We start from the raw sequence: 22953 nt of genomic DNA, 5'->3' as shown, positions 1-22953 counted from the left end.
AAAATCAAATGTGGGAGCGGGCTTGCTCGCGAAAGCGGTGTGTCAGTCGCCAGATGTACTGGCTGACACACTGCCTTCGCGAGCAAGCCCGCTCCCACATTTAGACCTCATTCAGCCTGACCCACCGCTCTTCCCGAGCCGCCACCCGAATCGCCGTAGCCAACCGCTCAACCTCCCAAGCCGCTGCAAAATCCGTCCCATCGCTACCGTTCCCAGCCAACGCCATCACCAACTCATGCACCTCCAGCGTCTTCAACTCGTTGTACCCCAACTGATGCCCCGGTGCCGGGCTGAACGCGGCATACCCGGGCAGCGAAGGCCCCGCCAGCAACCGCTGAAACCCATCCTGCCCAACCCGAAACAGCTGCAACTCATTCAACCGTTCCTGATCAAACAACAACGTGCCCCGCGTGCCACTGATCTCAAAGCTCAGGTGATTCTTATACCCATGCTTCAGCCAACTACTGCTCACCGTCCCCCGCGCACCATTGGCAAACCGCAGCAACGCATGCACCTGATCGTCCACCGCAATCTCCCGCAGCGTGTCACTTCCGGCAGTAGCAGGCCGTTGCCCATGCACCGTTTGCGTATCGGCACACACACTCAGCACATCCCCCACCAGGTACCGCGCCATCGACAGCAAGTGACTGCCCAAATCCGCCAACGCACCGCCGGCATGCCCCACCTCACAGCGCCACGACCACGGCGACGATGCATCCGCCATGAAATCCTCGCTGAATTCCCCCTGGAAACTGATGATCTCCCCCAATTCACCACTGGCGATCAACTGCCGGGCCAGGCCAATCATCGGGTTGTGCTGATAGTTGTAGCCGACCCGCGTCACTACCCCGGCCTTGCTCGCCGCATCACGCATGGCTGCCGCCTGTTCCAGGCTCACCGCCAGCGGCTTCTCGCAATACACCGCCTTGCCCGCCGCCAGCGCAGCCATGGCCATCGGGAAGTGCAAATGGTTAGGGGTAGTGATGGCGACGACATCGACCTTGGGATCGTCGACCAACTGCTGCCAGTCGCCATGGGCCTGGGCAAACCCCCAGTCCGCGGCGCAGCGTGTCGCGCGTTCGGTATCGGCATCGGCCAGGGCGGCCAGTGTGAGCTTCACCGGCAGCTCAAACACCGCCCGCGCGTTATTGAATGCCAGAGCGTGGGCACGCCCCATAAAGCCTGTGCCAATCAGGCCGATTCCGAGTTCGCGCATAGCCGGGTTCCTTCGAATTATTGTTTTGAGAAGGCTATTTATGGAATAAATATTCCCAAAACTCAATACATAGAATAAAAATTCATTCCAGGACTCCCCAATCCCCCCGTGGCGAGGGAGCTTGCTCCCGCTGGGCTGCGCAGCGGCCCCAAAAAGCGTAGGAGCGCTGCGCACTCCAGCGGGAGCAAGCTCCCTCGCCACAACAGCCCTCCCTCCACGATCACCGCTGCTGATAGTGCTACATTCAGCAGTGGCTCAAAGCCCCTCCAGTTAACAAAACATAACGTAGCGCCGATTGTCAGACGATTCCAAAGCCCGCTAGGATGGCCCAGCTTGCCCAAGGCGCTCTAGATTGCAGGTTTCAGGGCTCCCCGCGGCAAGACGACCTAACAATAATAAATGGGAGAAAGGTCTATGAGTGAGCCTGTCATGGGTGTGGTGTTTTTCCGCTCGAAGGCCACGCGCAGGGTCGCATTGCTGGCCACAGCGCTCTCGTTGCTGGGGGTTGTCGCGTTGTCGACACCGGCCCACGCCGCCACTGAAACCACCGCCGCAGCGGTGTTTGCCATTGATTCCCCCAAGGCTGCCAAAAGCCTGATGATCGACGTGGTGCACGCAGGCAAACGCCTGGTCGCGGTCGGTGATCGCGGGCACATCCTCTATTCCGACGACCAGGGCGCGACCTGGAGCCAAGCCAAAGTTCCCACCCGGCAACTGCTGACCGCGGTGTTTTTCGCCGATGACAAACACGGTTGGGCGGTGGGCCATGACGCACAGATCCTCGCCACCACCGACGGCGGCCTGACCTGGACTCAACAATTCCAGGACCTCAAGCGCGAAGCGCCGCTGCTCGACGTGTGGTTCAAGGACGCCAGCAACGGCTTTGCCGTGGGCGCCTACGGTGCGCTGATCGAAACCACCGACGGCGGCAAGACCTGGGATGACGTCAGTGACCGCCTCGACAACGAAGACCAGTTCCACCTCAACGCCATCGCCCAGGTGAAAGACGCCGGGCTGTTTATCGTCGGTGAGCAGGGCAGCATGTTCCGCTCCCATGACGATGGGCAAACCTGGGAAAAACTCGAAGGCCCCTACGAGGGCTCGCTGTTCGGCGTGATCGGCACGGCCCAGGCGCAAACCCTGTTGGCCTACGGCCTGCGCGGCAACCTGTTTCGCTCCACGGATTTTGGCAGCACCTGGGAGCCGGTGGAGCTGAACGCCACCCGTGGCGCGCTGGAGTTCGGCTTGTCGGGCGCGACCCTGCTGGACGACGGCTCGATCGTAGTGGTGGGCAACGGCGGCAGCGTGGTGGTCAGCCACGATGACGGCCTGACCTTCAGCGTATTCAATCGCCCGGACCGCATTTCGTTGTCGGCGGTCACGGCGGCGGGCAACGGCAACTTGATTCTGGTGGGGCAGGGCGGCGTTCGCGTGGCGGGTCCAACTGGCGCCGAGCCGACAAAACAATAAGAAGGCGGGGACACCATGAGCAGTCATCACAACGACAAGGCCACGTTTCTCGAGCGCCTGATTTTCAACAACCGCCCGGCAGTGATCACGATCTGCCTGCTGGTGAGTATTTTCCTGTTCTGGCAGGCGACGTTGATTCGCCCGTCCACCAGCTTCGAAAAAATGATCCCGCTCAAGCACCCCTTCATCGAGAAGATGATGGAGCATCGCAACGACCTGGCGAACCTGGGCAACACGGTGCGCATCTCGGTGGAGGCCAAGGACGGCGACATCTTCACGAAGGAGTACATGGAGACCCTGCGCCAGATCAACGACGAGGTGTTCTACATCTCCGGCGTCGACCGCTCCGGGCTCAAGTCCCTGTGGAGCCCAAGTGTACGCTGGACCGAAGTCACGGAAGAGGGCTTTGCCGGCGGTGAAGTGATCCCCCAGAGCTACAACGGCTCGCCGGAAAGCCTCGATCAACTGCGCAACAACGTGCTCAAGTCCGGGCAGGTCGGGCGACTGGTGGCCAACGATTTCAAGTCGAGCATCGTCGACATTCCGCTGCTGGAGTCCTACCCGGACCCGCAAGACCAGGGCAAGCTGCTGGCCCTGGACTATCGCAAGTTCTCCCATGAACTTGAAGACAAGATCCGCGACAAGTTCGAAACACAGAACCCCAACGTCAAGATCCACATCGTCGGGTTTGCCAAGAAGGTCGGCGACCTGATCGACGGCCTGGTGATGGTGGTGATGTTCTTCGGTATCGCCTTCGTCATCACCCTGGTCCTGCTGCTGTGGTTCACCAACTGCCTGCGCAGTACCGTCGCGGTGTTGAGCACCACGTTGGTGGCGGTTATCTGGCAACTTGGATTGATGCATGCCCTGGGTTTCGGGCTGGATCCGTACTCGATGCTGGTGCCGTTCCTGATCTTCGCCATCGGTATTTCCCACGGCGTGCAGAAGATCAACGGCATCGCCCTGCAATCCAGTGATGCCGACAACGCCCTGACCGCCGCCCGGCGTACGTTCCGCCAGTTGTTCCTGCCGGGAATGATCGCGATCCTCGCCGACGCGGTCGGCTTTATCACCCTGCTGATCATCGACATCGGCGTGATCCGTGAACTGGCCATCGGCGCCTCGGTCGGTGTGGCGGTGATCGTGTTCACCAACCTGATCCTGCTGCCGGTCGCGATCTCCTACGTGGGCATCAGCAAACGCGCCATCGAGCGCAGCAAGAAAGACGCACACCGCGAACACCCGTTCTGGCGCCTGCTGTCGAAATTCGCCAGCCCCAAAGTCGCGCCGGTATCGATTGCGTTGGCATTGGTCGCCTTCGGTGGCGGCCTCTGGTACAGCCAGAACCTGAAGATCGGCGACCTCGACCAGGGCGCGCCGGAGCTGCGCCCGGATTCGCGCTACAACAAGGACAACAACTTCATCATCAGCAACTACTCCACCAGCTCCGACGTGCTGGTGGTGATGGTCAAGACGCCGCCGGAAGGCTGCTCGCGTTATGAAGCCATGGCGCCCATCGACCAGTTGATGTGGAAGATGCAGAACACCGAAGGCGTGCAGTCGGCCATCTCGTTGGTGACCGTGTCCAAGCAGATGATCAAGGGCATGAACGAGGGCAACCTGAAATGGGAAACCCTGTCGCGTAACCCGGATGTGCTGAACAACTCCATCGCCCGTGCCGATGGCCTGTACAACAACAATTGCTCCCTGGCGCCGGTGCTGGTGTTCCTCAACGACCACAAGGCCGAAACCCTCGACCGCGCGGTGCATGCGGTGCAGGACTTTGCCAAGGAGAACAACAAGGAGGGCCTGGAATTCATCCTCGCCGCCGGTAACGCCGGGATCGAGGCGGCCACCAACGAGGTGATCAAGGAGTCCGAGCTGACCATCCTGATCCTGGTGTACCTGTGCGTGGCCACCATGTGCATGATCACCTTCCGCTCCTGGGCGGCGACCCTGTGCATCGTGCTGCCGCTGGTGCTGACCTCGGTGCTGGGCAACGCGCTGATGGCGTTCATGGGCATCGGCGTCAAGGTCGCGACCTTGCCGGTGGTGGCGCTGGGCGTGGGGATTGGCGTGGACTACGGCATCTACATCTACAGTCGCCTGGAGAGTTTCCTGCGCGCCGGTTTGCCGTTGCAGGAAGCCTATTACCAGACGCTCAAGTCCACCGGTAAAGCCGTGCTGTTCACCGGCCTGTGCCTGGCAATCGGCGTGGCGACGTGGATCTTCTCGGCCATCAAGTTCCAGGCCGACATGGGCCTGATGCTGACCTTCATGCTGCTGTGGAACATGTTCGGCGCGCTGTGGCTGCTGCCGGCGCTGGCACGCTTCCTGATCAAGCCCGAGAAGCTGGCGGGGCAGAAGGGCAATTCGTTGTTCGCTCACTGATTCATCGCTGTTCGCCAAAACGCCGTGGCCTGTGCCACGGCGTTTTGCATTGCGCGGGCTTAGGTCGATGCAACGATTTGACCTATCATGGGGTCTTTCCTCTTGATGATTGATGGTTATGACTGCTGACACCGCTACCTTGCTCAATGCTTTTGAAGACTGCCAGATGGTTGAAATCGATGGCCTGCATACCTTCGATTTCAGCCTGGATGACCAGAAGTTACTGATCATCTGCATGGACGGTCGTGACAAGAAGCACTGGAGATTCAGCCTGGAGCAGGTCAAGGCGGCGACCTTTGATCAAACCTTGCAAAGCTGGACCCTTACCGGTGACTCGGGCGAACACCGCCTGGTCTGCATGAGCGGCGTCACCGGCAACAATAATGACGAGGATGAAGCGGATGATGATGCGTAAATTCTGGCCCCTGCTGATGGCCGGCAGTGTAGGCGCGATGTCGGTCCAGGCCGCGCCGGTGGATACCTATGAATTGCTCGTCGGCAGCTACACCGCCGGCACCAGCGAAGGCATCTATCGCCTGCAGTTCGACAGCCGTACCGGGCAGTTCAGCGGCCAGCCGGTGCTCGCCGCCAAGACGGCCAACCCGTCGTGGCTGACCCTTTCCAAAGACCAGAAGCACCTGTTTGTGGTCAACGAAAACGGCCCGGGCCAAAAAGACCCGGTGGGGCGCGTCAGCAGCTACAGCATCGACCCGAAGAACCATCAACTGACCCTGATCAACCAGGTGCAGAGCCTGGGCAACGAGCCGACTCATTCCAGCCTGGCCAGTGACGGGCGCTACCTGTTCGTCGCCAACTATTCGGTGCTGGAAGACCCGGGCGGCAGCCTCGCGGTGTTGCCGGTAGATGCCCAAGGCAAACTGTCGCCGCCAGTGCAGTTGAGCGGGCACCCGGCCAGCCGGGTCAACCCGGAGCGTCAGGCCTCCAACCACGTGCATTCGGTGGTGTCTTCGCCGGACGGCAAATACGTGTTTGTCCAGGACCTGGGGGCGGACAAGCTCTTTGCCTACCACTACGATCCCAAGGCCAACCACGAACTGCCGCTGACCCCGGCCGATCCTGCGTTTGTGCAATTGCCACCGGGCAGCGGCCCGCGGCACCTGCTGTTCACCGCAGACGGCAAGCACGCGTGGCTGACCACCGAGATGAGCGCGCAAGTGGCGGTGTTTGACTACAACGATGGCAAGCTGACCCAGAAGCAACTGGTCAACTTTGCCGACGGCCAACCGGTGTCCGACAAGGCCGGCGCCGCGTTGCACACCTCAAGCGACGGCAAGTTCCTCTACGTGAGCAACCGAGGCACCGCCAACCAGATGCTGGTGTTTGCCATCGACCCGGCCACCGCGCAGTTGAAAGAGATCCAGCGCCGCTCGGTGGAAGGTGATCACCCGCGGGAGTTCGCCCTGGACCCCAGCGGCAAGTTCCTGCTGATCGCCAACCAGAAGAGCAACGAGATTGTGGTGGTCGAGCGCGACCCCAAGACCGGGCTTTTGGGCAAAACCGTTCAGAAACTGGCGATTGATGCCCCCAGCGACCTCAAGTTCCTGGTGCGACAATAAGCCACAGGCCCCGCAGTGCGGGGCCTGACTTGTTGTATTAATACTATTAATAGCGGCTAGTGTTTCAATGAATTTCTAAGGCTAACCCCTCGGGCGTAAGTTTGGTTCCAAGGCCAACACAGGCCACCCAGCCAACCGAACACAAGGGTTACCGACATGAACTTCAATCTCTTCTCGATCATCGCCGCTTCCGCTGTTTCCGCCACCGTAGCGTTGCCAGCCAGCGCCAGCGTCGAAATCAGCAGCAAAAAAACCAGCACCAGCGCCTACACCCAGAAATACCTGCAACAAAGCGCCAACTTCTATGCAGCGCTGGACCACAAAATCCAGAACTGATCTTGAAGCTGACGAAGATCAAATGTGGGAGCGGGCTTGCTCGCGAAAGCGCCGGGTCAGTCTATACATGGGCTGACTGATACACCGCCTTCGCGAGCAAGCCCGCTCCCACATTTTGTCCTGCGACAGTCTCAGGGTTTTGCCATTACGGCGATGAACAACGGTGACTCAAGAAACCGCTGCAACCAAGCTTGCAATCGCGGATACGGCGCCCGTCCAAACCACTCCCGATCCACATGCGCAAACTGCCGCACAAACGGCGCCAGTGCCACATCCGCCAGGCTCAAGTGCCCGGCCAGCAAATACTCCCGCTGCGCCAGTAACCCCTCCAGCTTCGACAAAAACACCTCACCCTCGGCCCGATAGTGCTCCATCGGCTGCTCCGGATAGCGCTCGGCATACTTGTATCGATTCAATTGATGTTTGAAGCCCTGGTCATTCTCTTCAATCAGCGCCTGCGTCGCCTCATCATCCCCAAGCAACCAACCCTCAGGATCGTTCTGCGCCAGTGCCCAGCGCATGATCGCCAGGCTCTCATCGATCACCCGGCCATCCACCCTCAGCACCGGCACCGTGCCTTTGGGTGACAGCGCCAGCATTTCAGCCGGCTTGGCCTTGAGGCTGACCTCGATGATCTGCAACGCTACTCCCGAATACCGCAGGGCCATCCGCGCCCGCATCGCATACGGGCAACGGCGGAACGAATACAACACCACTTCGCTCACTTGACCTCCAGGGTGCTCAAGCCATTGCCCTGGCGCTTGACCTGAATCTGCACCGGAATCCGCTCGTGCATTTCCTGCACATGGGAAATCACCGCCACCTTGCGGCCCTGGGCCTGCAAGCCGTCGAGGGCGTCCATCGCCAGTTGCAGCGACTCGGGGTCCAGACTGCCAAAGCCTTCGTCGATAAACAGCGACTCAATCTTCAACGTGCTCGACGCCATCGACGCCAGGCCCAAGGCCAGGGCCAGGGAGACGAGGAATGTCTCGCCACCCGACAGCGAATGCACCGAGCGCAGTTCGTCGCCCATCTCCGTGTCGAGCACCAGCAGGCCGAGCATGCTGCCGCCGCGTTTGAGGCGGTAGCGGCGCACCAGTTGGCGCAACTGCACGTTGGCGTGGTGCACCAGCAGGTCGAGGTTGTAGGCCTGGGCGATCTTGCGGAACGTATCGCCGGTGGCTGAACCAATCAGCGCATTCAGCCGTGCCCAGCGTTGCCATTCTTCGTAGGCCTTGGCGATCTCGGCCGCCAAGGCCTGATTAGCGTCCTGACGGCGCTGGTCGTCGGCCTGTTGGGCGCGCAGTTCGGCGCAATGTTTTTCGCCAATGGCCAGCGCGGCGTTGAGTTCGGCCAGGGCGCTGTCCAGGTGCTCGGCCTCAAGGTTGCCGTTGTGCAGTGCCTGGTGATCCTTGAGCCGCTGTTCGCGCTCTTGCAGCAACACCTTGGCTTGCTCGATGGCTTTTTCGCTGTGTTGCAGTTGCTGGCGCAGCTCGGCCACCTGCGGTTCATCGAAGGCCACCAAACGCGCCAGGCCTTCGTCATCGAGTTCCGGGAGCAACGCACGCCAGTCACTCAGGCGCGTGGTGAGTGCCTGGTGCTCGGTGTCCAGAGACTGTTGGCGTTCTTGCAGCGACTTGAGGTCGGCGGTCAGCTGGATCAGCTGGTTGCGGGTGTCCTGCAACTGTTGGTTGGCCTCGGTCTCATGCTGCCGCGCCTGGTCGACGGCCAGGTCCAGTTGCTGTTGCCAGTGTTCGGCGCTGGGGTATTCGCCCAGCAGGCCGGCGAGTTTTTCCTTGGCGGCGTGTTGCAGGGCGCTTTGGTCGGCGAGCTGTTTTTGCAAGGTCTCCAACTGCTGCTGACGATGCTGCTGGCGGTCCTGTTCTTTCTCGATGGCTTGCTGGCGCTGTAGCTGCTCCGCCAGTTCTTCCTTTTGGTTATCCAACTGCTCCAGGCGCTGGCTGACCTGCTGGTCGAGCAGCATGAAGGTCGCCGCCGGCTCGCGGCGCAGGCCGTCGAGGGTCTCGCTCGGCAACAGGCTGGCGAAGGCGTTGAGCTCTTCGTCCAGGCGTTCGCGGTCGTTGGACAGTTCCCGCTGCTGGTCGATCAGCAATTGGCGTGCCTGTTGGCTGGCGTCCTGGGCGGCTTGCAGTTGTTGCTGCATACGTCCGGCATTCTGTTGCAGGTTGAGCAGGGCGCCTTGGCGTTGTTCATCCTGGGTCAGGCTTTGGCTGAGCTGGCTCAGTTGCTGGGCGAGCCAGGCATCACGCCTGGCGGCGTCCTGGTTGAACAGCGAGGCGGACAGCGGGTGGGCTTCAAGGCTCGGTACCAAGGCCTGCAACTGGCTGGCGAGTTGCTCCTGCTGTTGCAGGAACTCCTTTTGCTGGGCGATCAGGCCGCCCACTTCGCCGCGTAACTCAGTGAGTTTTTCCTTGAGTACATCGACGGCTTGCTGCGCGTTGGCTTCTTCGTTTTCGTCGTGGCGGGTCAGGCTTTGCAGCATCGCTTCGGGCTGGTGATACGGGTGCTCGACACTGCCGCAGACCGGGCATGGTTGGTCATCCTGAAGCTGGCCGCGCAATTCCTCGACACTGGCACTGCGGGCCAGGCGTTGGCGCTCCAGCAGTTGCTTGGTGACGGTCAGGGTCTGCTCGGCGACGGTCAGCTCGGCCTTGGCTTGCAGGCCGCTCTGGTTCAACAGTTCACGTTGTTGCTGGGCGACGGTCTGCTTGTGCGTCAGGGCCTGGCTTTGACTGTCCAGTTGCTGATGGCTGTCCCACAGCCGCGCCAAATCTTCAAACGCTCGGTGTTGCTTGCGGTTGTCCTGAAGCAGGCTGCCCAGCAACTGGATCTGTTCGGCCACCGCATGGGGTTCGGCGCCGGCTTCGTGGTACAGCAGGTCCAGCGCTTCGCGTTGCGCGGTCCACTTTTCGCCGAGGCGGGTGGCGCGTTCTTCCAGTTGCGGCAGTTCGGCCTGGCCTTTATTGAGGCGATTGCCGATCAGCATCAGCTGTTGCAAGCGGTCGCGGTAGGCGCTCCATGCATCGCTCAAGGGGGCGAGTGCGGCACCGCGTTCAAGCTCTGCGGCCAGCCTGTGCAGGCGTTCGGCAACGAGTTTTTGCTTGTCGAGCAACCCGGTCAACGTGGCTTGACCTTCCACACAGGCAGTTTCGCCCAGCTGTTTTTCTTCGCTGCGCTTGGCCAGCTCACGGGTCAAGTGGGCGAGGGTGGTTTGTTCCTCGAAAGCCTGACGTAGCAGGGGGACGGCATCGGCTTGTTGTTTCAGGGCCTGGGCGAGAGCGGCTTGCACGTCGGCCTGCTGCTGTTGCAGTTGGGTCTGGCGGGTGTGCAGCGCGGCTTGTTGCTCAAGGTGCTGCTGGATCTGCGCAGCGAGGGGCTGCAATTGCGTGGTCAGTTCAGCCTGGCGGGCGAAGTGATGACGTTGCGGCGCCAGTTGTTCCAGGCGGCTGAGGTCCAGGCGTTGCGGACCCTGGCTTTCCCAGTGTTGCTGGGCCTGGTGCAGTTGCTCGACCGCGCCTTGTTGGCGCTCCTGCCATTCCCGCAGTTCCTTGAGCCAGGTGTGCTGCAGCTCAAGCTGCTTGAGCTGCGCTTGCTGGGTCTTGAGCTGCTGCTGGGCGGCAGCCAGCTGTGCGTCCAGCTCGGCGCGGGCCTCAGGGGCCAGCGGGGTGACGCCGGTGGCCTGGTCTTGCAGGTGTTTGTGGGCGTCCCGGGCGTCCTTGGCCTTATCGAAGGCGCGGCGGCCGAGTTGGGTGTAGAGCGCGGTGTCGGTGAGCTTTTCCAGCAGTTCGCTGCGCTCGTTGTCGTTGGCCTTGAGGAATGCACTGAACTCACTTTGCGCCAGCAACACGGCGCGGGTGAACTGCTCGAAGTTCAAGCCCAGGGCCAGCTCCAGCTGGGTCTTGTATTCGGTTTTCTGGCTGGCCAGCAGTTGCTCGCTGTCGAGGTCGATCAGGCTTTGGCGGCTGGCTTGCAGCTTGCCGCTGGCCTTGTCCCGGGCGCGGTTGGCTTCCCACCGGGCGCGGTAGCGACGACCACTGACCCCGACAAAGTCCACTTCGGCATAACCGCCGCCCGTGCCCCGACGAATCAGGGTGCGTGGGTCGCCGATGGAAATGTCGGTATCGGCATCCGGCATCTTCGCCTGGCCGGTATCACCCAGGCGCGGCACGGCGCCAAACAGCGCCAGGCACAACGCATCAAGCAAAGTACTTTTACCGGCACCCGTGGGCCCGGTTATCGCGAACAACCCGGCACTGGCCAGGGGCTCGGCGGTAAAGTCGATTTCAAACGGCCCCGCCAGGGAGGCGAGGTTTTTCAGGCGAATGGCGAGGATCTTCATGGCTGTTCGCCCTCCTGTTGTACTTCCTGGAGCAGCACGGCGAAGTCCTTGAGGGTCTGTTCGTCCACTTCACTGCCGTAGCTTTCCTGCCAGGCGCGGCTGAACAATTCCTGGGGCGTGAGCTGGTCGAGCTCGATCAGGCGGTCTTCCTGGCTGTCTTCGCGGCTGCCCGCGCCTGCGTATTCAGCGGCGATGCGCACCAGGCGCACGGCCTTGCCTTGCAGGGCGTTTTCCACTTGCTGACGCAGGTCGGGTTGCGGCTCGTCGAGGCGCACCCGCACTTCCAGCCAGGGTTGGCGCTGGGTTTCGGCCAGCAGGTCGATGTCGGGCAGGTCGGCCAGTTGCTTGAGGATGTCGGCCAGGGGCGCGGCTTCCAGGCGTTGCAGGTTGACCGAGCGCGGGATCAGGCGGGATTCGACGCTGACCAAGGTTTCGCCGTCCAGTTGCACGTCAAGGATCTGGTGCTGGTAGCCGATTTCCGAAAATGACAGTGGAATCGGCGAGCCACAGTAGCGAATACGCTCCTCGCCATTCACCCGCTGGGGTTTGTGCAAATGGCCGAGGGCCACGTAGCTGACGCTGGCATCAAACAGGCTGGCGGGCAGCGCTTCGGCATTGCCGATGATCAGGCTGCGCTCGGAATCTTCCGATACCGAACCGCCAGCCATGTGCGCATGGCTGATGGCAACCAGCGCCTGGCCCGGTTGGCGTTTGGCGTTAGCAGCGGCGATGAGCCATTCATGAACCTGGCCGATGCCCCGCAGGTAATCGTCCCCCAACTGCGCGCCGGTCACTTCGGCCGGGCGCAGGAAGGGCAGGGCCAGGCACCAGCCGGCGATTTCACCGTCGGCACCGGGCAATGGAATCAGCAGGCGTTCGACATCCAGTTGCCCGTCATCCAGCCACAGCACCCGGCCCAGGGCGTGGGTGCGCAGGCGGCGCATCAACGGTGCCGGCAGTTCGATACGCGAGCCGGAGTCGTGGTTGCCGGCGATCATCACGATGGTCAGCGCAGGGTTTTGCTCGTGGGCGCTGATGATGAAGTCATACAGCCGCTCCTGGGCCTTGAGCGGCGGGTTGACCGTATCGAAAATATCGCCGGCGATCAGCAGCACATCCGGGCGGTGCAGGCCCAACTGGCCCAGCAGCCAGTCGAGGAAGCAGGCGTGTTCGAAGTCGCGTTCCTGGCCGTGCAGGTTTTGCCCAAGGTGCCAGTCGGAGGTGTGAAACAGACGCAAGGCGATCTCCGTAAAAAAGAGGGTGACCGCTCAAGACAGGGTGGCGGTACGCAGAACCGCCAATTCTACTTTGCAAATGAACCTATTGCGCGTACGCCCTGCTTTTTGTGGCGAGGGAGCTTGCTCCCGCTGGGCTGCGAAGCAGCCCCAAAACAGGCAAATGCGCTTCTTCCTGAAAAACCGCATCAGCCGGATAAGGGCCGCTTCGCGCCCCAGCGGGAGCAAGCTCCCTCGCCACAGCAATCTCCTTCACCACAGAAAGCTGTCTCACCCTCATTGAGGTGTCTGGCGAAGTTAAACGTCGCGCATCAATAGTCCGAATCTCAGGTCCATCTCCGCCGGGATCGGCAAATACACCGTATGGCCGTCGCCCGGCGCCACCTCGATAGCCTCGCCCTTGGCGTTGTGCAGCGTGCTCAGGTCAAAGTGGAAATTCCCCGCCGGGGTCATCAGTTCCAGGTGATTACCCACGGCAAACCGGTTCTTCACCTTGACCTCGGCCAGCTCGCCGCGCCGTTCACCGGTGAGTTCGCCGACGAACTGCTGGCGTTCAGACACTGAGCTGCCGGTCTGGTAGTTCTGGTATTCATCGTGCACGTGCCGGCGCAGGAAACCCTCGGTGTAGCCGCGCTGGGCCAGGGATTCGAGATTGGTCATCAAGCCGCGGTCAAAGTCGCGCCCGGCCACTGCGTCGTCGATGGCCTGGCGATACACCTGGGTGGTGCGGGCGCAGTAGAAGTGGGATTTGGTGCGGCCTTCGATCTTCAGCGAATGCACGCCCATGCGCGTCAGCCGCTCGACGTGCTGCACCGCCCGCAGGTCCTTGGCGTTCATGATGTAGGTGCCGTGCTCGTCTTCGAAGGCGGGCATCTGCTCGTCGGGGCGGTTGGCCTCCTGCAACAGGAACACCTGGTTGGTGGGGGCGCCGAGGCCCAGGGTCGGCTCGGGTGCGTACTGCTGCACGATGTCGCCGACGGCGTTTTCCACCGCCGGCGTCGCCTGGTATTTCCAGCGGCAGGCGTTGGTGCAGGTACCTTGGTTGGCATCGCGTTTGTTCATGTAGCCCGACAGCAGGCAGCGCCCGGAATAGGCCATGCACAGCGCGCCGTGCACAAACACCTCCAACTCCATGGCGGGGACTTGCTGGCGGATCTCGTCGATTTCTTCCAGCGACAGCTCCCGGGACAGGATGATCCGGCAGATGCCTTGGGCCTGCCAGAACTCGACGCTGGCCCAGTTCACCGTATTGGCCTGTACCGACAGGTGGATCGGCATGTGCGGGAAGTGTCGGCGCACCAGCATGATCAGGCCAGGGTCGGACATGATCAGCGCATCCGGGCCCATGGCGATCACCGGGGCGAGGTCCTTGAGGAAAGTTTTCAGCTTGGCATTGTGGGGCGCGATATTGACCACCACGTAGAAGCGCTTGCCCAGGGCCTGGGCTTCCTGAATCCCGAGGGCGAGGTTGGCGTGGTCGAACTCGTTATTGCGCACCCGCAGGCTGTAGCGCGGTTGCCCGGCGTAGACGGCATCGGCGCCGTAGGCAAAGGCATAACGCATGTTTTTCAGGGTGCCGGCGGGGGCGAGCAGTTCGGGGGCGATAACGGGGGGCATGGGTTCGGGTCGCAAAAGGGCGGCAGGGTAGCGGTGCCCGTCGCGACGTTTATTGATCCAGATCTAAGAAGTAGGGCACTCGCAGGATTTGCAGCGGACTAAGCATCAAGGTGCACACGAGTGTCCTGCGTTTTTTGAGATGGATCGGCCATGAATCAAACCAACCTGCAATTCAAAACCCTGCTGTTACTGCTCGCCTTGGTGACTATCGCGTTTATCTGGATCCTGCTGCCGTTTTACGGTGCGGTGTTCTGGGCGGTGATCCTGGGGATCATCTTTGCGCCGATGCAACGGCGCTTCCAGCAACGATTTGGCTGGAATCGCAACTTCACCTCACTGGCAACCCTGATGGTGTGCCTGGTGATTGCGATTCTGCCGGTGATTATCACCAGTGCCTTGCTGGTGCAGGAGGGCGCGACGCTTTACAAGAACGTCGAGAGCGGCAAGCTCGACGTTGCCGGGTATATCGAGCAGTTCAAGAACTTCTTGCCGCCGTATTTCCAGCACCTGCTGGACCGCTTCGGCATGGGCAACCTGGAAGGCCTGCGGGAAAAAATCGTCAAGAGCGCGATGCAGGGAAGCCAGTTTTTTGCGACCCAGGCGTTCAGCTTTGGCCAGGGCACGTTTGATTTCCTGGTGAGCTTTTTCATCATGCTGTACTTGCTGTTCTTCCTGCTGCGCGACGGTCCCGAGTTGGTGCGCAAGGTGCGCACCGCCGTGCCGCTGGCCGAACCGCAGAAGCGTCGCCTGCAATTGAAGTTCAACCGGGTGGTGCGGGCCACGGTGAAAGGCAACGTGCTGGTGGCGGTCACGCAAGGCGCATTGGGTGGTTTGATCTTCTGGTTCCTGGACATTCCCAGCGCGTTGCTCTGGGCGGTGTTGATGGCGTTTCTGTCGCTGCTGCCGGCAGTGGGCGCGGGGATTGTGTGGGGGCCGGTGGCGGCGTATTTCCTGTTGAGCGGGGCGATCTGGCAGGGCGTGGTGCTGGGGCTGTTCGGGGTGTTTGTGATCGGGCTGGTGGACAATGTGCTGAGGCCCATCCTGGTGGGCAAGGACACCCGTATGCCGGATTACCTGATCCTTATCTCAACCCTGGGCGGCCTGTCGATCTTTGGCCTGAACGGGTTTGTCATCGGCCCGTTGATTGCTGCGTTGTTCATGTCCAGCTGGGCATTGTTTGTTGAAACCAAGCCACGGGTGCAACTGCCTTAGGCATGAAAACAATCCGCCATCCTGACCGACAGGGCCTGGGCGGCTGGCAACGAGGTAAGTGGGCCGCTGATGGGTTCGCCGTCGCGTACCAGGTACCAGCAGGCGAGCAAACCCAGCTCCCGAAGGGGGGCGGGGACGGCACTGCCGATGACGGACATGATTTGAATAGTGGGCATGACGACCTCCAATAAGCGATGGAGGTGACATTACGGTGTGCAGGCCTTAAGGGAAAATTAACCCGCTCGATAGTCGACATCACTGTTATCGAGCGATCAGTCAGTCGACAACCTGGTCGAGCATGTGCACCACTTCTTGTTCACTGAGCAAGCCCTTGCGCACCAGGTTTTCCGCCAGCAGGGACAGGAACTTGGCGTTGCGATGGCCTTCCAGGGCCTTGAGTTCGGTCAGTACGCTATAGACCTTGCTGGACGTGCAGAGGCCGGCGGTGCGATGCGGGTTTTGCGTGGGCATGGTCAGTCGTCCTTGTTGTTCTTGGCTGGACAATGTTGATAGTGGAAGCCTTTTGAGACACAAACATGACAGCGCAGGCCCCGTTCGGGCAAGCGCCTATTTGGATCAATGATGTGGGATTTGGCCACAGCCATTGTCCTTATAACGACCTTGGCGAGATTTATTCAGACCAACAGGCCAAAAAAAGGCCCCGCTTTTAGGGCGGAGCCTGTTCGTGTGTGTGTCAGTTCATGCTTACCAGCCGCGACCGTAATAGCCGTGTGGAGGGCCGTAGTAGCCACGCGGTGGGCCGTAATAGACCGGTGCCGGGCGGTAATAAACCCGTTGCTGCACATACACCGGCGGTGGCGGTGCGTAGTAGACCGGCGGCGGAGCGGCATACACCGGCTGCGGCTGGACATACACCGGCTGTTGCACATACACCGGTTGCTGCTGGCTGGCGACAATCGAGCCGCCTACCACTGCACCGACTACAGCTCCCAGTGCAAGCGGGGCACCCCAACCACCACCGTGGGCGGAGGCCTGTCCTGCTATAGCGAGTGCACCGATAAGCAAGGCGATCTTGGGGAGTTTACGAATCATGGTCATTCCTCGGTTAGCCCCTGCGCTTGTGGTCTGCAATCAATAGACTCAAGGATTGTCGCGGGGATACTTTTAAGACAGCGTATTTCTGAAAAACAGCACAGCCGATAGGTAAAGGTTGTGTAAGGTCTGTATCGGCTGGCTTACACAAGCGGCCGGGCACAGTGCGTATGATTAACCACGACCCGCCGGCGCGGGTATTCCGTCTATCCGAAATCGCCTCTGGAATGGCTTCAAGGAGTTACCGATGCAGATGAACCCCAACAAGGACACCCAACTGTGCATGTCACTGTCGGCGCGCCCCGGGAACTTTGGCCTGCGCTTTCATAACCACCTGTACGAACAGTTGGGGCTGAATTTCTACTACAAGGCGTTCAGCAGCCAGGACTTGCCGGGCGCCGTTGGCGGCATTCGTGCGTTGGGCATTCGTGGGTGTGGCGTGTCGATGCCCTTCAAGGAGGCTTGCATTGCCTTGGTGGACGAGCTGGATGCTTCAGCGCAGGCCATTGCGTCGATCAACACCATCGTCAACACCAACGGCCATCTGAAGGCTTACAACACCGATTACATCGCTATTGAGCAACTGCTGAAGAAGCATGAAGTGCCCAAGGACTCGACCTTCGCCTTGCGTGGTAGTGGCGGCATGGCGAAGGCCGTGGCCAGTGCATTGCGCGATGGTGGCTACGCCAATGGCGTGATCGTGGCGCGTAATGAAGTGGCGGGCCCGGCGCTGGCCCAGAGCCTGGGTTATGAATGGCAGGCGGAGTTGGGGGCTCTACGTCCGCAGTTGCTGATCAACGTCACGCCGGTCGGCATGACGGGCGGGGCGGAAGCGGACCAGTTGGCATTTGAGGCCGACGCGATTGATGCGGCCGAAACCGTGTTTGATGTGGTGGCGATTCCCTCGGAAACGCCGCTGATCCTCCGGGGCCGCGCTCAGGGCAAACGAGTGATCACCGGTTTGGAAGTGATCGCCATCCAGGCCTTGGAGCAGTTTGTGCTGTACACCGGCGTGCGGCCGACGGATGAGCAGTTTCAGGCGGCGGTGGCGTTTGCCCGAAGCTGAGCATCACCGCTGACTGTATGGCGAGGGAGCTTGTTGTGGCGAGGGAGCTTGCTCCCGCTGGGTTGCGCAGCAGCCCCAAGAAAATGGGAGCGCTACGCACTCCAGCGGGAGCAAGCTCCCTCGCCACAAAAGCTCACTCACCACAAACATTACTCCAGCCGCGACAGGCGCTCTTCCAGCGCCGCAATCCGCGCCTCAAGCTCTTCGATACGCTCCAGGGAAACCCCGCTTCCCGCACCACGCTCCACCGGATTACCACGCGCCGACAGGATCGCTTCAATATCCGCCGGGTCGCCCAAGGCATGCATATACCGGTCTTCCCGCTGCCCCGACTGACGCGGCACCAACAATGCCAGCCCGCGGGCAATCAGGCGTTCCAGTTGGTGCACAACCTGCTCGGTGTCTTCAAATTCGTGCATGCGCCCGCTGCGGGTCAGCAGTTCGTTGACCGTCTGCGGCCCCCGCAGGAACAGCAGGCCGCTGAGAATCACCTGGGCCGGCACCAGCTCCAGCGCCTTGTCCACCCGATGCTCCCAGCGATCGGCGCGGCTGCCCATTACCAGCCGGGTAAACCCGCGACCTTCCAGGGCCCGCAGGCTCTGGCCGACCTGGCCCTGGCTGAGGTTCATCACCGGTTCACGGCTGGTTTTCTGGTTGCAGGCGATCACCAGCGCGTTGAGGGTCAACGGATAGGTTTCGGGGCTGGTGGCCTGTTTTTCGATCAGGCAACCCAGGATGCGGATTTCCGTGCTGTTCAGGCGCGGCTCTTCGGAAGTGGTGTCGTGCTCGGTGGTCATCGCGCTTTCCCTAATGCAGTGAGCCCACTAGCCTAATCCTGAAAAAATAAAAGACAAGCGGCGCAGGCGGACAGCATGTCTATAATCGCGGCTGTTTCAAACCCTGCCACAACTGTCGAGACTGTCATGACTATTTCCCTGTACGCCGCTTCCCTCCCGGTCTTCAAGCAAATGCTCAACGCCCTGAGCGATGTGCTGAACAAGGCCGAAGCCCACGCCACCGCCAAGAACATCGACCCGAACGCCTTCCTGCAAGCGCGCCTGTACCCGGATATGTTCCCGCTGGTGCGTCAGGTGCAGATCGCCGTCGACTTCGCCAAAGGCGTTTCTGCCCGCCTGGCCGAGATCGAAGTACCGAAATACGACGATACAGAAGTGACCTTCGCCGACCTGCAAGCGCTGATCGCCAAGGTCCTGGCGTTTATCGACACCATCACCCCGGCCCAGGTCGACGGTAAAGAAGGCATCGAAATCGTTACTCGCCCTGGCACTCCTAAAGAGAAGCGCTTCAGCGGCCAGTCGTACCTGCTGAGCTACGGCCTGCCGCAGTTCTTCTTCCACGTCACCACCGCTTACGCCCTGTTGCGTCACAACGGTGTGGAAGTGGGCAAGCGCGACTACATGGGCGCGTTCTAAGCCTCAGGCATAAAAAAGCCCGGGGCGGTTCATTCACGAACCGCCCCGGGCTTTTTTGTGCGCGTAAGGTTTACGCAGTCTGTTCTTCTTTGCCCAGGCACGCGGCAGCGGTGAACAGCACGTCGGTGGACGAGTTCAGCGCGGTTTCCGCCGAGTCCTGCAAGACACCGATGATGAATCCCACGGCCACCACCTGCATGGCGATTTCGCTGGGAATGCCGAACAGGCTGCACGCCAGCGGAATCAACAGCAGCGAACCCCCGGCAACCCCCGACGCGCCGCAGGCGCACACTGCAGCGACCACGCTGAGCAGCACGGCGGTGGGGATGTCCACGGCAATGCCCAGGGTGTGCACGGCGGCCAGGGTCAGTACGGTGATGGTGATGGCCGCGCCGGCCATATTGATGGTGGCACCCAGCGGAATCGACACCGAGTAGGTGTCTTCATGCAGGCCCAGGCGTTTGCTCAACGCCAGGTTGACCGGAATGTTGGCCGCCGAACTGCGGGTGAAAAACGCGGTGATACCACTTTCCCGCAGGCACATCAGCACTAGCGGGTACGGGTTGCGGCGCAGCTTCCAGAACACGATGGCCGGGTTGATCACCAACGCGACGAACAGCATGCAGCCGATCAACACCAGCAGCAGGTGCGCATAGCCCAACAGGGCGCCGAAGCCGGACGTGGCGAGGGTCGAGGCCACCAGGCCGAAGATCCCCAGGGGCGCGAAGCGGATCACCATGCGCACGATCAGCGTGACGCCATTGGACAGGTCGCCCAGCACGGTGCGGGTGGTGTCGCTGGCATGGCGGATCGCTACGCCCATGCCGATGGCCCAGGCGAGGATGCCGATGAAGTTGGCATTCATCAGCGCGCTGATCGGGTTGTCCACCACGCTGAGCAACAGGCTTTGCAGCACTTCGCCAATGCCGCCGGGGGCGCTGACAGTCAGGTCGTGGGTGGCCAGTACCAGCGAGGAGGGGAACAGCGTGCTGGCGATCACCGCAACCACGGCAGCAGCAAAGGTGCCCAGCAGGTACAGGAACAGGATCGGCCGGATATGGGTTTCCTGGCCGTGCTTGTGGTTGGCGATCGAGGCCATCACCAGCACAAACACCAGGATTGGCGCGACGGCCTTGAGCGCCGAAACAAAGACCTTGCCGATAAACCCAGTGGCTTGCGCCACGTCGGGTAACAACAGGGCCAGCAGGATACCGGCGACCAGGCCGATGACAATTTGGGTGACCAGGCTGATAGACATCAGTCGCTGAAAGAGAGAAGGGGCAGCAGTCATAAAAAGGTTGTCTCTAGTTTTTTTAATAGATGCAGCTAAGGCAGCGTGAATCTGGCAGGGGCGAAGTCTAGCATCTGTAGGCAACGTCTTATTCGGGTGCGGCGTTCCGTCACCACGATGGGACACATTCTGTTAACATTGCCCATCCTCTTATTTCTTCTCTATCAGCGGGCCCTCCGGGCTGTCGTTGATGTCGCTGTTTTCTGGAGTTTTTGATGTTGTTTCCGATCCTGCTGTTGTCGGCAGCCGGTTTTACCGTGCTGACCACAGAATTCATCATCGTCGGCCTGTTGCCTTCCATCGCCCGGGACCTCGACGTGAGCGTGTCCCAGGCCGGGCTGCTGGTGACGTTGTTCGCCTTCACCGTGGCGGCGTTTGGCCCGTTCCTGACCGCGTATTTCGCGCGGTTTGAGCGCAAGCGGCTGTTTATCACGATCCTGATCATGTTCGGCCTGGCCAACACCCTGGCGGCTATGGCCTCGAATATCTGGGTCATGTCACTGGCCCGTTTGATCCCGGCGCTGGGGCTGCCGGTGTTCTGGGCGCTGGCCAGCGAGACGGCGGTGGACATCGTCGGGCCGGATTTCGCTGGCCGTGCGATTGAAAAAATCGGCTTCGGCATCGTGTGCGCCACGGTCTTCGGGATCCCGGTGGGCACGCTGATTTCCGATATGTTCGGCTGGCGCACCGCCTTTGGCATTCTCGCCGTGGTGGCGTTTGCCAAGGCCTTGCTGCTGTTTATCTACCTGCCGAAGACCCGCGCAAAGAACGACCAGGTCAGCTTGCGCTCGCAGTTCAAAATCTTGCGCAGCCCGCTGATGCAGGGCCATATCCTGCTGTCGATCCTGGTGTTCAGCGGCATGTTCACCGCCTACACCTACCTGGCGGACATCCTTGAGCGCCTGGCGGGTTTCGATGGAACGGTGGTGGGCTGGTGCCTGATGGGCTTTGGCGCGGTCGGCCTGATCGGCAACTCATTGGGCGGGCGCATGGTCGACCGGCATCCGCTGATCGCGTCGATGGTGTTTTGCGGCTTCATGATCGCCGGCATGGTGGCGCTGGTGCCTGCCATCCATTCCACCGTCGGGCTGGCGGCGGCGATGGCCGTATGGGGCGTGACCCAGGCGGCTTTGTTTTTGGTCAGCCATGTGCGGCTGATGAAGGCCGCGCCTCATGCGCCGGCCTTTGCCGCCTCGCTGAACATCGCCGGGGCCAACCTGGGGATTGGCCTGGGGGCGTTGGTGGGCGGTCACGTGATCGACACCCTCGGCCTTGGCAGCCTCGGCTTTGCTGCGGCCGGTTTTATCCTGCTGTCGATCCTGCTGGCGCTGTGGCTGATGACTGCCAAGACCCGCGCCGTCTGCGCCTGAGTCCTCAGGGCAGGGCCGTAAACAGCTCCCGTCTTGCACCTTCGGTAATCGCCACGATGCCGGGGTGCTTGACCTTGCGCTCTACCGAGATCGCATAAAACGACTCGGTCACCGCATCCGTCTGGCCGATCAGCACCACGCCATATTGGCGTTCCACCTCATCGGCAATCACGCTGGGCGCGATAAAAATCCCGCTGCCGGATTGGCCAAAGGCCTGCATCAACGCACTGTCGTCAAACTCCCCGACAATCCGTGGCTGGATCTGCTGCTCGGCGAACCAGCGCAGCAAGCGGCTGCGCACTACTGTCTCCGCACCCGGAATCAACAGCGGCGCACCCTGCAGGCATTGTGGGAAATCGCCGCGATGCTGGTCAGCCAACGCCTGGGTCGCGAAAAAACTGATCCCGCATTCCCCCAGCTTCTGGCTGTAACCCTTGATGTCCAGGTGCGGGGGCATCGGGCTGTCGGAGATCACCAGGTCCAGGCGCTGGATCGCCAGGTCCGCCAGCAAGCGTTCGAGTTTGTCTTCACGACAGGTAATGCGGATCGGCTCGCTCAATTCCATGGTCGGCGCAATCAGCCGGTAGACGATGGACTTGGGCACCACATCCGCCACGCCGACCCGGAACAAAATCTGCTGCTCGTTGGGCTGGGTGCGCAGCATCGCCTCCAGCTCATTGCCCAGCTGGAACATCTGCTCGGCATAGGGCAGGGCCTGACGTCCGGCTTCGGTCAGTTCCAGCTGGCGTCCGAGCTTTTGAAACAATGCCACGCCAAACGTCTGCTCCAGCAGGCTGATCTGCCCGCTGATGGTTTGCGGCGTGAGGTTCAGTTGCTCGCAGGCGCGCACGATGCTGCCGGTCTTGGCGACGACCCAGAAGTAGTGCAGTTGTCGGTAATTGAGCATGGCGGCCAACAGTTCGTTAAAACCGAAGTATAAACGAAAAAAATACGAATTTTACTGAAGTGTTCATCTGCATAGAATGCGTCGCTATCGAGGGGCCACTACTTGGACCCAACGGTTCTAACGAGGAACGCATCATGAAACTCAATTCCCTGGGCGCAACGGCGTTACTTGGGCTTTCATTAGTCATGCTCAGTGGCTGTGACCAAGCGGAAAAAAGCGCGCAACAACTCCTGGGTAAAGCCTCCGAGTCAGCCAAGCAAGTGATTGACGACACTCATCAGGCCGCGGAGCAGGCGTTAAGTGACGCGACCAAAGGCTTGATTGCTCCGCCGGAACGCAAGCAGGACAAGCAGGACAACGAGGAACAGGAAGGCAACGCGCCTGAGTCCACCTCCCAAGAAACCTAATACCCGCACATC

21 protein-coding genes are annotated in these 22953 nt (G+C 61.0%); 10 read left to right on the top strand and 11 right to left on the bottom strand.

The window, feature by feature from the left end; translation table 11 throughout:
• Window positions 1-100: 100 nt before the first annotated feature.
• Window positions 101-1216: a Gfo/Idh/MocA family protein gene (locus tag HBJ59_RS08955; protein ID WP_167663307.1), complete on the bottom strand. Its 1116-nt coding sequence runs from the start codon at window positions 1214-1216 to the stop codon at window positions 101-103.
• Window positions 1217-1645: 429 nt separating this feature from the next.
• Between HBJ59_RS08955 and HBJ59_RS08950 the strand changes: the two genes are divergently transcribed.
• From HBJ59_RS08950 to HBJ59_RS08930, 5 genes are all read left to right on the top strand, one after another.
• On the top strand, window positions 1646-2686 hold the full coding sequence (locus HBJ59_RS08950) for a YCF48-related protein (RefSeq protein WP_256670822.1): 1041 nt from the start codon (window positions 1646-1648) through the stop codon (window positions 2684-2686).
• A gap of 15 nt (window positions 2687-2701) precedes the next feature.
• A complete protein-coding gene (locus tag HBJ59_RS08945) occupies window positions 2702-5077 on the top strand; it encodes an RND family transporter (protein WP_167663305.1) in 2376 nt (791 codons plus the stop codon).
• 118 nt (window positions 5078-5195) lie between these two features.
• Window positions 5196-5492 (top strand): DUF5629 family protein, encoded by a 297-nt coding sequence (locus HBJ59_RS08940; RefSeq protein WP_076016859.1) that lies wholly within the window; start codon window positions 5196-5198, stop codon window positions 5490-5492.
• A complete protein-coding gene (locus tag HBJ59_RS08935) occupies window positions 5479-6654 on the top strand; it encodes a lactonase family protein (protein ID WP_167663304.1) in 1176 nt (391 codons plus the stop codon). Before HBJ59_RS08940 ends, HBJ59_RS08935 begins: the two co-directional genes overlap by 14 nt.
• A gap of 156 nt (window positions 6655-6810) precedes the next feature.
• Window positions 6811-6990: a hypothetical protein gene (locus HBJ59_RS08930; protein WP_003211212.1), complete on the top strand. Its 180-nt coding sequence runs from the start codon at window positions 6811-6813 to the stop codon at window positions 6988-6990.
• A gap of 131 nt (window positions 6991-7121) precedes the next feature.
• Here HBJ59_RS08930 and HBJ59_RS08925 read toward each other — a convergent pair whose 3' ends face one another.
• The 4 genes from HBJ59_RS08925 to yegQ form a co-directional block, all read right to left on the bottom strand.
• Window positions 7122-7715 (bottom strand): glutathione S-transferase, encoded by a 594-nt coding sequence (locus HBJ59_RS08925; protein ID WP_167663303.1) that lies wholly within the window; start codon window positions 7713-7715, stop codon window positions 7122-7124.
• Window positions 7712-11350, bottom strand: coding sequence for an AAA family ATPase (locus HBJ59_RS08920; protein ID WP_167663302.1), 3639 nt, complete (start codon window positions 11348-11350; stop codon window positions 7712-7714). Before HBJ59_RS08920 ends, HBJ59_RS08925 begins: the two co-directional genes overlap by 4 nt.
• The gene (locus tag HBJ59_RS08915; RefSeq protein WP_167663301.1) at window positions 11347-12588 is read right to left on the bottom strand and encodes an exonuclease SbcCD subunit D C-terminal domain-containing protein; all 1242 of its coding nucleotides are present in this window, start codon (window positions 12586-12588) and stop codon (window positions 11347-11349) included. The genes HBJ59_RS08920 and HBJ59_RS08915 overlap by 4 nt, the downstream gene beginning before the upstream one ends.
• A gap of 294 nt (window positions 12589-12882) precedes the next feature.
• Window positions 12883-14202 (bottom strand): tRNA 5-hydroxyuridine modification protein YegQ, encoded by a 1320-nt coding sequence (yegQ, locus tag HBJ59_RS08910; protein ID WP_167663300.1) that lies wholly within the window; start codon window positions 14200-14202, stop codon window positions 12883-12885.
• A 150-nt stretch (window positions 14203-14352) separates the two neighbouring features.
• Between yegQ and HBJ59_RS08905 the strand changes: the two genes are divergently transcribed.
• On the top strand, window positions 14353-15414 hold the full coding sequence (locus HBJ59_RS08905) for an AI-2E family transporter (protein ID WP_167663299.1): 1062 nt from the start codon (window positions 14353-14355) through the stop codon (window positions 15412-15414).
• Here HBJ59_RS08905 and HBJ59_RS08900 read toward each other — a convergent pair.
• The 3 genes from HBJ59_RS08900 to HBJ59_RS08890 form a co-directional block, all read right to left on the bottom strand.
• Window positions 15411-15590, bottom strand: coding sequence for a hypothetical protein (locus tag HBJ59_RS08900; RefSeq protein ID WP_167663298.1), 180 nt, complete (start codon window positions 15588-15590; stop codon window positions 15411-15413). The two genes, HBJ59_RS08905 and HBJ59_RS08900, sit on opposite strands and share 4 nt — an antisense overlap.
• Window positions 15591-15690: 100 nt before the next feature.
• Window positions 15691-15885, bottom strand: a complete 195-nt coding sequence (locus HBJ59_RS08895; protein ID WP_010172323.1) for a hypothetical protein — start codon at window positions 15883-15885, stop codon at window positions 15691-15693.
• A gap of 234 nt (window positions 15886-16119) precedes the next feature.
• Window positions 16120-16473 carry a hypothetical protein gene (locus HBJ59_RS08890; RefSeq protein ID WP_017475503.1) on the bottom strand — a complete coding sequence of 118 codons (354 nt, stop codon included), beginning with the start codon at window positions 16471-16473 and terminating at the stop codon, window positions 16120-16122.
• Window positions 16474-16714: 241 nt separating this feature from the next.
• Between HBJ59_RS08890 and HBJ59_RS08885 the strand changes: the two genes are divergently transcribed.
• The gene (locus HBJ59_RS08885; RefSeq protein ID WP_167663297.1) at window positions 16715-17533 is read left to right on the top strand and encodes a shikimate 5-dehydrogenase; all 819 of its coding nucleotides are present in this window, start codon (window positions 16715-16717) and stop codon (window positions 17531-17533) included.
• A gap of 149 nt (window positions 17534-17682) precedes the next feature.
• On the opposite strand, the gene HBJ59_RS08880 is transcribed toward HBJ59_RS08885, so the two are convergent.
• Window positions 17683-18330, bottom strand: coding sequence for a YceH family protein (locus HBJ59_RS08880; protein WP_167663296.1), 648 nt, complete (start codon window positions 18328-18330; stop codon window positions 17683-17685).
• A 126-nt stretch (window positions 18331-18456) separates the two neighbouring features.
• On the opposite strand from HBJ59_RS08880, the gene HBJ59_RS08875 reads away from it, so the two are divergent.
• Window positions 18457-18966 (top strand): DUF1993 family protein, encoded by a 510-nt coding sequence (locus tag HBJ59_RS08875; protein WP_088423220.1) that lies wholly within the window; start codon window positions 18457-18459, stop codon window positions 18964-18966.
• A gap of 70 nt (window positions 18967-19036) precedes the next feature.
• Here the strand turns inward: HBJ59_RS08875 and sstT are convergent, their stop codons facing one another.
• The gene (gene sstT, locus HBJ59_RS08870) at window positions 19037-20257 is read right to left on the bottom strand and encodes a serine/threonine transporter SstT (protein ID WP_167663295.1); all 1221 of its coding nucleotides are present in this window, start codon (window positions 20255-20257) and stop codon (window positions 19037-19039) included.
• Between the two features lie 215 nt (window positions 20258-20472).
• On the opposite strand from sstT, the gene HBJ59_RS08865 reads away from it, so the two are divergent.
• Entirely contained in the window at window positions 20473-21627 is a 1155-nt protein-coding gene (locus tag HBJ59_RS08865; protein ID WP_076016872.1) for an MFS transporter, read from the top strand.
• A gap of 4 nt (window positions 21628-21631) precedes the next feature.
• Here the strand turns inward: HBJ59_RS08865 and nhaR are convergent, their stop codons facing one another.
• Complete coding sequence (gene nhaR / locus HBJ59_RS08860; protein ID WP_076016873.1) at window positions 21632-22534, bottom strand: transcriptional activator NhaR; 903 nt, start codon at window positions 22532-22534, stop codon at window positions 21632-21634.
• A 134-nt stretch (window positions 22535-22668) separates the two neighbouring features.
• Between nhaR and HBJ59_RS08855 the strand changes: the two genes are divergently transcribed.
• Window positions 22669-22941 carry a hypothetical protein gene (locus HBJ59_RS08855; RefSeq protein WP_076016874.1) on the top strand — a complete coding sequence of 91 codons (273 nt, stop codon included), beginning with the start codon at window positions 22669-22671 and terminating at the stop codon, window positions 22939-22941.
• The last annotated feature ends 12 nt before the right edge of the window (window positions 22942-22953 follow it).

The sequence above is a fragment of the Pseudomonas sp. AN3A02 genome (assembly GCF_011765255.1).
Taxonomy (GTDB): Bacteria; Pseudomonadota; Gammaproteobacteria; order Pseudomonadales; family Pseudomonadaceae; genus Aquipseudomonas.
Note: the sequence above shows the minus strand (reverse complement) of the source record. Positions and strands in the feature narration are given on the sequence as shown.